The sequence below is a fragment of the Brevundimonas aurifodinae genome (genome assembly GCF_040195595.1).
In the GTDB taxonomy this organism is placed as follows: Bacteria; Pseudomonadota; Alphaproteobacteria; order Caulobacterales; family Caulobacteraceae; genus Brevundimonas; species Brevundimonas aurifodinae.
In genome coordinates, this window is the sequence record NZ_JBEGDD010000018.1 from 30,824 (window position 1) to 40,371 (window position 9,548).

The 9,548-nt window shown below is 68.5% G+C and carries 10 protein-coding genes; 6 read left to right on the plus strand and 4 right to left on the minus strand.

The window, feature by feature from the left end; genetic code table 11:
- The first annotated feature begins 86 nt into the window (after positions 1 to 86).
- The gene (locus ABN401_RS15820) at positions 87 to 587 is read left to right on the plus strand and encodes a YciE/YciF ferroxidase family protein (protein ID WP_349685829.1); all 501 of its coding nucleotides are present in this window, start codon (positions 87 to 89) and stop codon (positions 585 to 587) included.
- 33 nt (positions 588 to 620) lie between these two features.
- Here the strand turns inward: ABN401_RS15820 and ABN401_RS15825 are convergent, their stop codons facing one another.
- Positions 621 to 1,205, minus strand: coding sequence for a CAP domain-containing protein (locus ABN401_RS15825; RefSeq protein ID WP_349685830.1), 585 nt, complete (start codon positions 1,203 to 1,205; stop codon positions 621 to 623).
- A gap of 182 nt (positions 1,206 to 1,387) precedes the next feature.
- Between ABN401_RS15825 and ABN401_RS15830 the strand changes: the two genes are divergently transcribed.
- Together ABN401_RS15830 and ABN401_RS15835 are read left to right on the plus strand one after the other, a co-directional pair.
- The gene (locus ABN401_RS15830) at positions 1,388 to 2,593 is read left to right on the plus strand and encodes an acetyl-CoA C-acetyltransferase (RefSeq protein WP_349685831.1); all 1,206 of its coding nucleotides are present in this window, start codon (positions 1,388 to 1,390) and stop codon (positions 2,591 to 2,593) included.
- A 177-nt stretch (positions 2,594 to 2,770) separates the two neighbouring features.
- A complete protein-coding gene (locus tag ABN401_RS15835) occupies positions 2,771 to 4,945 on the plus strand; it encodes a 3-hydroxyacyl-CoA dehydrogenase NAD-binding domain-containing protein (RefSeq protein WP_349685832.1) in 2,175 nt (724 codons plus the stop codon).
- Between the two features lie 75 nt (positions 4,946 to 5,020).
- On the opposite strand, the gene ABN401_RS15840 is transcribed toward ABN401_RS15835, so the two are convergent.
- Positions 5,021 to 5,350: a hypothetical protein gene (locus ABN401_RS15840; protein ID WP_349685833.1), complete on the minus strand. Its 330-nt coding sequence runs from the start codon at positions 5,348 to 5,350 to the stop codon at positions 5,021 to 5,023.
- A gap of 174 nt (positions 5,351 to 5,524) precedes the next feature.
- Here ABN401_RS15840 and ABN401_RS15845 point away from each other — a divergent pair, with 174 nt between their 5' ends.
- Both ABN401_RS15845 and ABN401_RS15850 read left to right on the plus strand, forming a co-directional pair.
- Positions 5,525 to 6,496: an alpha/beta fold hydrolase gene (locus ABN401_RS15845; protein ID WP_349685834.1), complete on the plus strand. Its 972-nt coding sequence runs from the start codon at positions 5,525 to 5,527 to the stop codon at positions 6,494 to 6,496.
- A complete protein-coding gene (locus ABN401_RS15850; RefSeq protein ID WP_349685835.1) occupies positions 6,493 to 7,692 on the plus strand; it encodes a BaiN/RdsA family NAD(P)/FAD-dependent oxidoreductase in 1,200 nt (399 codons plus the stop codon). Before ABN401_RS15845 ends, ABN401_RS15850 begins: the two co-directional genes overlap by 4 nt.
- Here ABN401_RS15850 and ABN401_RS15855 read toward each other — a convergent pair.
- Positions 7,689 to 7,925: a zinc-finger domain-containing protein gene (locus ABN401_RS15855; RefSeq protein WP_349685836.1), complete on the minus strand. Its 237-nt coding sequence runs from the start codon at positions 7,923 to 7,925 to the stop codon at positions 7,689 to 7,691. The genes ABN401_RS15850 and ABN401_RS15855 overlap by 4 nt on opposite strands.
- Positions 7,926 to 8,036: 111 nt before the next feature.
- Between ABN401_RS15855 and ABN401_RS15860 the strand changes: the two genes are divergently transcribed.
- Positions 8,037 to 9,011, plus strand: a complete 975-nt coding sequence (locus tag ABN401_RS15860) for an ABC transporter ATP-binding protein (RefSeq protein WP_349685837.1) — start codon at positions 8,037 to 8,039, stop codon at positions 9,009 to 9,011.
- 91 nt (positions 9,012 to 9,102) lie between these two features.
- Here the strand turns inward: ABN401_RS15860 and ABN401_RS15865 are convergent, their stop codons facing one another.
- Positions 9,103 to 9,504 carry a Tat pathway signal protein gene (locus tag ABN401_RS15865; RefSeq protein WP_349685838.1) on the minus strand — a complete coding sequence of 134 codons (402 nt, stop codon included), beginning with the start codon at positions 9,502 to 9,504 and terminating at the stop codon, positions 9,103 to 9,105.
- Positions 9,505 to 9,548: the final 44 nt, after the last annotated feature.

Here is a 9,548-nt window from a genome sequence, read left to right on the forward strand (position 1 = left end):
CTACTGTAAAATCTAAGCTTCGCCGTCGGAACCGGCGAGGACCGCCTTCGTTCCACCGGCTCACCCCCGCTGGAAGGAGCCGACCCATGGCCGACAAGACCCTAGACACCCTGTTCCACGACACGCTCAAGGACATCTATTACGCCGAGCGCAAGATCCTGAAGTCGCTGCCGAAGATGGTTCGCGCGGCGCAGTCGCCGGAACTCAAGGCCGCCTTCGAAAAGCACATCGGCCAGACGGAAGGTCAGATCGAGCGGCTGCAGCAGGTGTTCGACATCATCGGCAAGCCGGCGCGCGGCAAGACCTGCGACGCCATCGAAGGCATCCTGGCCGAGGGCGACGAGATCGCCGAGGAGTACAAGGGCACGGCGGCGCTGGATGCCGGCCTGCTGGCGGCGGCCCAGGCGGTCGAACACTATGAGATCACCCGCTACGGCACGCTGAAGCGCTGGGCCCTGGTGCTCGGCATGAAGGACGCCGCCGCCTTGCTGGATGAGACCCTGCAGGAAGAGAGCCAGACCGACACCGACCTGACGGCGATCGCCGACGCGGCCGTCAACGCCGAGGCGATGCAGCAGGCGGCCTGATCGAGAGGCCCGCTGGCGACCAGACGGCCGGCGTCAGAGCGGACGCCGGCCGTCGATGTTTCCAGGGGGCGAGTAGCGGCAGGCGAGCAGCTGCTGGTCGTCGCGCGTCTCGATCGCGCAGCCGACATGCGTCGTGCCCGACCAGATCAGCTGGGTGTAGTGGCCGACCGCCGTCCAGTCGCCGGTGCGGCTGACGTTCGGGAAGACGCCGGGGCGATAGTCCGCCCGCTCCGCGATCCAGTCCTCGACCATCTCCTCGGGCGTGAAGACGCGGCCGCCCCAACCGGTCCACAGGTTCTCGCCGTGACCGTGCGGGCGCGGGTCGTGGGCGAAGCGGCCCGTGGCGATCAGTTCGCGGGCCCAGCCGCGCGCCTCGGCTTCCAGGTCCTCGCTCCAGACCAAGGGCGCGACGCCCTGCTCGGACCGTTCGGCGTTGTGGGCCGCAAGAACCCGCGCCTCGTTCTGATCTGAGGGCCGGCCGTCGCGCGGCGGCGGGGTGGGGATGGCCACCCGGGCGTCGGGAGACGCGGGCTCGATCCAGCGTGGACCGCCCGGATCGGCGGGGGCGCAGGCGGCGGTCAGACAGGCGGCGACGAGGGCGGACAGGGGGCGTATCATGATCGGGATCAATGTCGCACGAGCGCGGCCGTTCCGTGTCAGGGTAACTCTTATCTTGACGTTGACGTAAACGTCGGCTTTAGAGCCAACATCGCATCCGTCCTCCGTCCCTCAAGCAGCGAGGCGCCCAAAACGCGATTGGGGCGCCGAGCGGTAGGGACCCAAAAGGGAAGCCGCACCAAATGACCGAAGCCTATATCTACGACGCGGTACGCACGCCGCGCGGCAAGGGCAAGAAGGACGGGTCGCTGCACGAGATCACCGCCCTGTCGCTGGCCACCCAGGTGCTGGAGAATCTGCGCGACCGCAACGGGCTGGACACCTCCAAGGTCGACGACGTCATCCTGGGCTGCGTCTCGCCGGTGGGCGAACAGGGCGCCGACATCGCCCGCACCGCCGTGCTGAACGCCGGCTGGTCGCAGACGGTCGCGGGCGTCCAGATCAACCGCTTCTGCGCCTCGGGCCTGGAGGCCGTGAACATGGCGGCGGCCAAGGTGAAGTCGGGCGAGGCCGAGTTCGCCGTCGGCGGCGGGGTCGAGGCCATGAGCCGCGTGCCCATGGGCAGTGACGGCGGGGCCTGGCCGGTCGATCCGTCCAGCGCGTTTTCGACCTATTTCGTGCCTCAGGGCGTCTCGGCCGACATGATCGCCTCCAAGTGGGGCATGTCGCGCGACGACGTCGACGCCTATTCGGTCGAGAGCCACAAGCGGTCGGCGAGGAGCTGGGCCGAAGGGCGCTTCAAGAACTCGGTCGTGCCGGTGCGCGACCAGCTGGGCCTGACCATCCTGGACCGCGACGAGACCATCCGTCCGAACACGGACATGCAGACGCTGGGTGCGCTGAACCCCTCCTTTGCCATGATGGGCGAGATGGCCTTCGACAGCGTGATCAACCAGCGCTACCCCGAGGTCGAGCGCGTCAACCACGTCCACACCCCGGGCAACTCCTCCGGCATCGTCGACGGATCGGCGGGCGTGCTGATCGGCAGCCTGGAGGCCGGCAAGGCCCTGGGCCTGAAGCCCCGCGCCCGCATCGTGGGCGCCGCCTCGATCGGGTCGGAGCCGTCCATCATGCTGACAGGCCCCGAGTTCGTGGCCAACAAGCTGCTGGCCAAGCTGGGCATGAACGCGACCGACATCGACCTGTATGAGCTGAACGAGGCCTTCGCCGCCGTCGTGCTGCGCTTCATGCAGGCGCTGGACATCGATCACGACAAGATCAACGTCTGCGGCGGCGCCATCGCCATGGGTCACCCCCTGGGGGCCACCGGCGCCATGATCACCGGCACCGTGCTGGACGAGCTGGAGCGGTCGGGCAAGTCGACCGCCCTGATCACCCTGTGCATCGGCGGCGGCATGGGCACCGCCACAGTCATCGAGCGCGTTTGATTACATCGAGCGCGCCAGCGGTCAATAAAGGGGTTCATCACGGCGACCACAGCGAAGACACGGCGATCACAGCGCGCACCGATCGCAGTGTCCTCCGTGCCTACGCCGTGTTCGCCGTGATGAACCGAAACCGGTCGGCCCACACGCCGACGTTTCAGAATGAAGGGCCTTCGGCCAATGGAAAACTTCAAGATCGACGTCGACGCCGACGGCATCGCCCTGGTCACCTTCGACGTGCCGGGCCGCTCGATGAACACCCTGACCGGCTCGGTCATGGCCGAGATCCCGCAGGTGGTCGAACGCATCAAATCGGACGACGCCATCAAGGGCGCGGTGCTGACCTCGGGCAAGACCTCCGGCTTCTGCGCCGGGGCGGACCTGGGCGACATGGCTGCGGGCATGCTGACCGGCGGCTCTCTGCAGGACGCCTATGACGCCGGCTGGAAGCTGAACGGGGCGCTGCGGGCGCTCGAGACCTGCGGCAAGCCTGTGGCGGCGGCGATCAACGGCCTGGCGCTGGGCGGCGGTCTGGAACTGACGCTGGCCTGTCACTACCGCGTGGTCGGCGACAGCCCGAAGATCCAGCTGGGCCTGCCGGAGATCAAGGTCGGCCTGTTCCCCGGCGGCGGCGGCACCCAGCGCCTGACGCGCCTGGTCGGCGTCCAGGCGGCCATGATGGCCATGAGCGAGGGCAAGTCCTTCCGTCCCAACGACGCGAAGGGCGCGGGCATCGTGCATGAGGTCGTGCCCGCCGGAACCGAGGTCGAGGCCGCCAAGGCCTGGATCAAGGGCGGCGGCAAGGCGGCCCAGCCGTGGGACGACAAGAGCTTCAAACTGCCCGGCGGCGGCCCCTATCACCCGGCCGGCATCCAGAACTTCCTGGTCGGCAACGCCATGCTGAGGAAACAGTCCTACGGCAACTATCCGGCCGTCGTGAACCTGATGAAGGCGGTCTATGAGGGCGTGCAGGTGCCGATGGACGCCGCGCTGCGCATCGAGACCCGCTACTTCATCAAGACCCTGATGACGCCGCAGGCGCAGGGGATGATCCGGTCGCTGTTCCTGTCCAAGCAGGAGCTGGACAAGGGCGCGGTGCGGCCCAAGGACGTGCCCCAGTCGGATCCCAAGAAGGTCACCGTCCTGGGCGCCGGCATGATGGGCGCGGGCATCGCCTATGTGAACGCCATGGCGGGCATCCAGACCATCCTGATCGACCGCGATCAGGACGCCGCCGACAAGGGCAAGGCCCATGTCGAGGACCTGCTGAAGAAGCGCCTGTCGCGCGGACAGTTGACCCAGGACAAGTACGACGCTCTCCTGGCCATGGTCGTGCCGGCCACGGACTATGACCACATCAAGGGCTCGGACCTGGTGATCGAGGCGGTGTTCGAGAACCGCGAGATCAAGGCCGATGTGACCCGGCGCGCCGAGGCCCAGCTGACGCCCGGCGCCGTGTTCGGATCCAACACCTCCACCCTGCCGATCACCGGCCTGGCCGAGGCCTCGGTGCGCCCCGAGGACTTCATCGGCATCCACTTCTTCTCGCCCGTCGACAAGATGATGCTGGTCGAGATCATCATGGGCGAGAAGACCGGCCAGGAGGCCCTGGCCAAGGCGCTCGACTACGTCATGAAGATCAAGAAGACCCCGATCGTCGTCGAGGATGGCCGTGGCTTCTACACCAGCCGCTGCTTCGGCACCTATGTCGCGGAAGGATTGGCCATGCTGGAGGAGGGCTATGCACCGGCCATGATCGACAACATCGGCCGCATGACCGGCATGCCGCGTGGGCCGCTGGAGATGCACGACGACGTGGCGCTGGACCTGTCGGTCAAGATCGCCAAACAGACGGCCGAGGACCTGGGCGACGCCTATGTGCCCCTGCCCGGCTGGACGATCGTCAAGACCATGGTCGAGGACCTGGGCCGTTACGGACGCAAGAACGGCAAGGGGTTCTACGACTATGACGCCAAGCCCAAGACCCTGTGGAAGGGCCTGTCCGAACTGGCCCCGGTGACGATCAACGACTCGACGCCCGAACTGGTCGAGGACCAGAAGCGCCGTCTGCTGTTCCGCCAGGCCGTCGAGGTCGCCCGCTGCTGGGAAGAGGGCGTGATCGACGATCCGCGCGAGGCCGACGTCGGTGCCATCCTGGCCTGGGGCTTCGCGCCCTGGACCGGCGGCCCGATCACCATGATCGACCAGATGGGCACCAAGGCCTTCGTCGAGCAGGCCGACGAGTACGCCGCACGGTACGGCGAGCGGTTCAGCCCGCCTCAGCTGCTGCGCGACATGGCGGCCAGGGGCGAGACCTTCTACGGCAACTTCGCCGGGGTGAAGGCCGCGGCCTGATCCCGACGACAAGCCTGAACGACAACGGCCCCGGGATCGCTCCCGGGGCCGTCTTCGTCTCGAGAGGTCGTCGGATCAGGAGCCGGTGAACTCGAACTCGGTGCCGTCGATCTCGCACATGTTGACGCGTTCGACGTAGTCCGAGCCATCGTCGAAGGTGTAGTAGAAGTCATACATGCAGTCCTCGAGACCGTCGTCGACGGTGACCTCGACGGTGTCGCCGGGCTCGACCTGGTAGTCGAGGATGTTGTCGCTCCATTCGTCGGACGACGACTGGCCGTACAGGATCGAATCGATCGTGGCGTTGGAGTTGTTGACGATCGAGAACGAGACCGAGCCGGTCTGGGCCGACGCGGGCAGGGCGAAGGCCGCGGCGACGGCCACGGCGAGGAACAGATTACGCATGAAAGAAAACTCCCCCAATCGCAGGCGGAATGCCCGCGTTGTTGGCGGTGGTGTAGGACACTTCCGCCCCCTGACAAAGCGTCGGGGAAGGCCCATCATCTTTCGTCAGACAGGGGTCGGCGTGCCCCGCTCCTCCACCAGCCTGGCGCTGCATCCCTACGGACATCAAGCCGCATGAAGACCCACCAGCTGAAGACCGACGGCCTGACGCAGCAAGTGCTGGACGCCGGTCCGGACGACGGCTCGGCGCCGCTGGTCCTGCTGATCCACGGCTTCCCGGAGCTGGGGATCAGCTGGCGCGCGCAGGTAGCCGCCCTGGCCAAGGCCGGTCATCGCGCGGTCGCTCCGGACATGCGGGGCTATGGCGGGACCGACAAGCCCTTCGAGACCGGTTCGTACACCATCCTGCATCTGGTCGGCGACATGGTCGATCTGGTGCGGGCCCTCGGCCACCAGAGCTGCACGGTCGTCGGCCATGACTGGGGCGCGCCGGTCGCCTGGCACTGCGCCCTGATGCGGCCGGATGTGTTCACGGCGGTGGCGGGTCTGTCGGTGCCGTTCCAGCCGCGTCGCGCGTCGGGGCCGCCGACACCAGCGATGGCCGCGATCTCGAAGCGGCTCGGCCGGGGCGAGCTGTACATGAACCAGTTCCAGGCGCCGGACGCCCACCACATCTTCGAGGCCGATGTCGCGACGGGCCTGAGGAAGGGCTTCTATTCGTACGACGGCGCGACGCCGGACGGACGACAGTCCACCGGTTTCATCGCGCCGGGCCACGACTTCCTGTCCGAAGTCCCCGACGACGCCACCCTGCCGCCGTGGATGAGCGAAGATCACTTCGCCGAATACGTCGCCGCCTTCACCGCCTCGGGCTTCAAGGGGCCGATCGACTGGTACCGCTGTCTCGATCTCAACTGGGCGCTGACCGCCTTCCTGCAGGGGCGCAAGATCGCCCAGCCGTCGATGTTCATGGTCGGCGAGCGGGACCCTGTGCGCCACTACGCCGGTCAGCACGAGGCGGGGCTGAAGGACTGGCTGACCGATCTGCGGTCACAGACCGTCCTGCCGGGCACCGGTCACTGGCTGCAACAGGAGCGACCCGATGAGGTCAACGCGGCCCTGATCGCCTTCCTGCGGTCGCTGTGAGCCCACGCCCCCAGACCTACGACGTCGTCATCGTCGGCGCGGGCGCGGCGGGGATGATGTGCGCCATCGAGGCCGGGCGGCGCGGACGGCGCGTGCTGGTCGTCGATCACGCCCGCGCGCCGGGCGAGAAGATCCGCATCAGTGGCGGCGGGCGCTGCAACTTCACCAATCTGGACGCCGGGCGGACCGACCGGTTGCTGGGGGCCAACCCGCGCTTCGCGGCGTCGGCGCTGGGCTGCTACACCCCCGCCGACTTCATCGCCCGGGTGGATAAGGCCGGCATCGCCTGGCACGAGAAGACCCTGGGCCAGCTGTTCTGCGACGACAGCGCCAAGCAGATCGTCCGCATGCTGACCGACGACATGCGGGATGTGGGGGCCGAACTTCGGCTCGGAACGGCGGTCGAGACGCTGGAGCGGTCCCCCGGGGGATTCGCCCTGACGCTGTCCGACGGGTCGACCGTCTCCTGCGCCAGTCTGGTCGTGGCGTCAGGCGGAAAGTCGATCCCCAAGATGGGGGCGACGGGCTGGGGCTATGACGTGGCGCGGCGGTTCGGCCTGACCCTGACCGAGACGCGACCGGCGCTGGTGCCCCTGACGTTCGAGGCCGGACTGCTGGAGCAGATGACGCCGCTGGCCGGGGTGGCGGTCGATGCCGTCGTGACGGCGGGCAAGGCCCGGTTCGAGGAGGCGATCCTCTTTACCCACCGGGGCCTGTCCGGCCCGGCCATCCTGCAGATCAGCAGCTATTGGCGCGAGGGCGAGGCGATCACCGTGGCCATGGCCCCGGGCGTGCCGGTGCTGGAGCGGCTGAAAGCGAGGAAGGCCGAGAACGGCGGCAAACAGGCCGTCCACACCGCCCTGTCCGCCATCGTGCCCCGCCGCCTGGCCGAGACTCTGACCGCGCGCGAGGGGGCAAACGGCAAGCTGGCCGAGGTCGGCGACAAGGTGTTGGCCCGGCTTGAGGCGGCGGTGAACGCCTGGACCGTCAAGCCGGTCGGCTCCGAGGGCTACCGCACCGCCGAGGTCACCCTGGGCGGGGTCTCGACGGACGATCTCGACCAGAGGACGATGGAGGCCAAATCCGTGCCCGGCCTGTTCTTCATCGGCGAGGTCGTCGACATCACCGGCTGGCTGGGCGGCTATAACTTCCAGTGGGCCTGGAGCTCGGGCTGGGCGGCGGGGCAGGCGTGCTAGTGAGCCCCCGGACCCCGCGCCGCCGGGTCCAGATATTCGTTCTCGCGGTGGCCGTCCGAGGCCAGCACGAACCGGCGGTCGCAGTAGCCGCACTCGACGAAATCCTCGCCACCCATGTCGAGATAGACCAGCGGATGGCCCAGCACGCCGCCGCCGTCGCAGGCCACCCGCTTGGTGGCGACGACGATCTCCTCGGGCGGAGGAACGAGGGCTTCGGGGTGGCGCGGCGGCATAGATCGGTCCGTGGTCTTGGCGCGAGAGGCGGGCGCGCATAACTAGACCCCACGGCGCGCCGCCGAAAGCCCCTACCCCGCCCCGAAAGCCCCCTCTTCCCGAAAGACTGCATGACCGAGACCGATGCCCTGCCCGTCAACGCCATCGAGGTGCGCGGGCTGGAGAAGACCTATGCCGGCTCCAAGAAGGCCCCGCCCAAGACCGCGCTGAGGGGCGTGGACCTGGTCATTCCGCGTGGCTCGATGTTCGGGCTTCTGGGGCCCAACGGCGCGGGCAAGTCGACGCTGATCAACATCCTGGCCGGCGTGGTCAACAAGACCGGCGGCACCGCCGCGATCTGGGGCCGCGACATCGACGAACGCCCCCGAGACGCCCGCGCCGCCCTGGGGGTCGTGCCCCAGGAGATCGTGGCCGACGTCTTCTTCACCCCGCGCGAGGCGCTGGAGGTGCAGGCGGGCTTCTATGGCGTGCCGGCGGGCGAGCGTCGCTCCGACGAACTGCTGGCGGCGCTGGGTCTGTCGGACAAGGCGCACGCCTATGTCCGGGCCCTGTCGGGCGGGATGAAGCGGCGGCTGATGGTGGCCAAGGCGCTCGTTCACAATCCGCCGATCCTGATCCTGGACGAGCCCACGGCCGGGGTGGACGTCGAGCTGCGTCGCCAGTTGTGGGAATACGTCCGCCGCATCAACGCCGAGGGCGTGACGATCCTGTTGACCACCCACTATCTGGAGGAGGCGCAGGAGCTGTGCGACACCATCGCCATCATGAACCGGGGCGAGGTGGTGGCCTGCGAGCCGACGCCGCAGCTGCTGCGCCGGCTGGACACGCGAAACGTCGTGGTGACGCCGGAGGGCGACCTGCCGGCCCCGCCCGCGCTGAAAGGGTTCGAGGTGGCGGCCCGGCCGAACGGAGCCTTCGCCGTGACCTATCGCAAGGGCCAGTCGTCGGTGGAGCAGGTGCTGGCGGCCGTGCGCGCGGCCGGGGTGACGATCGCCGACATCACCACCGAGGACCCGGACCTGGAAGACGTGTTCCTGGCCCTGACCTATGGCGATGCGAACGCGGTCAGCCCGACGAAGGATTAGGGGCGAGGGGCGAGGGTCGAGGGCGAGGTTTGGGCGGTCCGCGATCGACGCAGGGGCGCGGGCACGTTCGACCCTCAAGTCTTGACCCTGATCAGACGATCATCACCGTGCCGAGCAGCAGCTTGGCGGCACCGCGCTGGCCCAGGATGATGTTGACGGCCGACTGAAGCTGGGCCGCCAGCCGGTCGATGTTGGGCACCCCACCGGGCAACAGGCTCTCGGCCTCGCGCTGGACCAGGATGGCGAAGACGGCGCGCATCCGGGGCTGGGATTGTTGGGCGCGCAGGTGCATGGCGGGATCGGCGACGTCGACGCCGGTCTCGACCGTCATCACGCCGCGGCGGCCGCCTGAGCGGATCGTGGTGGCCGTGATCGTGGGATAGCGGAGATAGCCCCCCGTCGAGGCGGTCGCGCCGCCGCCGCCGCCACTCGCGAGGGCGGGGGTCGCGGCGGCGAGCAGCAGGGGGGCGGCGAGAAGGGCGCGACGATCCATGGCCGTCGCTATGCCACGACCGCGCTTAAGGTCGGGTTAGGTCG

Excerpts from the sequence above, each read along its gene's own strand:
- ABN401_RS15820 (WP_349685829.1), top strand. The coding sequence starts at position 87 with ATGGCCGACAAGACCCTAGACACCCTGTTCCACGACACGCTCAAGGAC.
- ABN401_RS15825 (WP_349685830.1), bottom strand. The coding sequence starts at position 1,205 with ATGATACGCCCCCTGTCCGCCCTCGTCGCCGCCTGTCTGACCGCCGCC.
- ABN401_RS15830 (WP_349685831.1), top strand. The coding sequence starts at position 1,388 with ATGACCGAAGCCTATATCTACGACGCGGTACGCACGCCGCGCGGCAAG.
- ABN401_RS15835 (WP_349685832.1), top strand. The coding sequence starts at position 2,771 with ATGGAAAACTTCAAGATCGACGTCGACGCCGACGGCATCGCCCTGGTC.
- ABN401_RS15840 (WP_349685833.1), bottom strand. The coding sequence starts at position 5,350 with ATGCGTAATCTGTTCCTCGCCGTGGCCGTCGCCGCGGCCTTCGCCCTG.
- ABN401_RS15845 (WP_349685834.1), top strand. The coding sequence starts at position 5,525 with ATGAAGACCCACCAGCTGAAGACCGACGGCCTGACGCAGCAAGTGCTG.
- ABN401_RS15855 (WP_349685836.1), bottom strand. The coding sequence starts at position 7,925 with ATGCCGCCGCGCCACCCCGAAGCCCTCGTTCCTCCGCCCGAGGAGATC.
- ABN401_RS15860 (WP_349685837.1), top strand. The coding sequence starts at position 8,037 with ATGACCGAGACCGATGCCCTGCCCGTCAACGCCATCGAGGTGCGCGGG.
- ABN401_RS15865 (WP_349685838.1), bottom strand. The coding sequence starts at position 9,504 with ATGGATCGTCGCGCCCTTCTCGCCGCCCCCCTGCTGCTCGCCGCCGCG.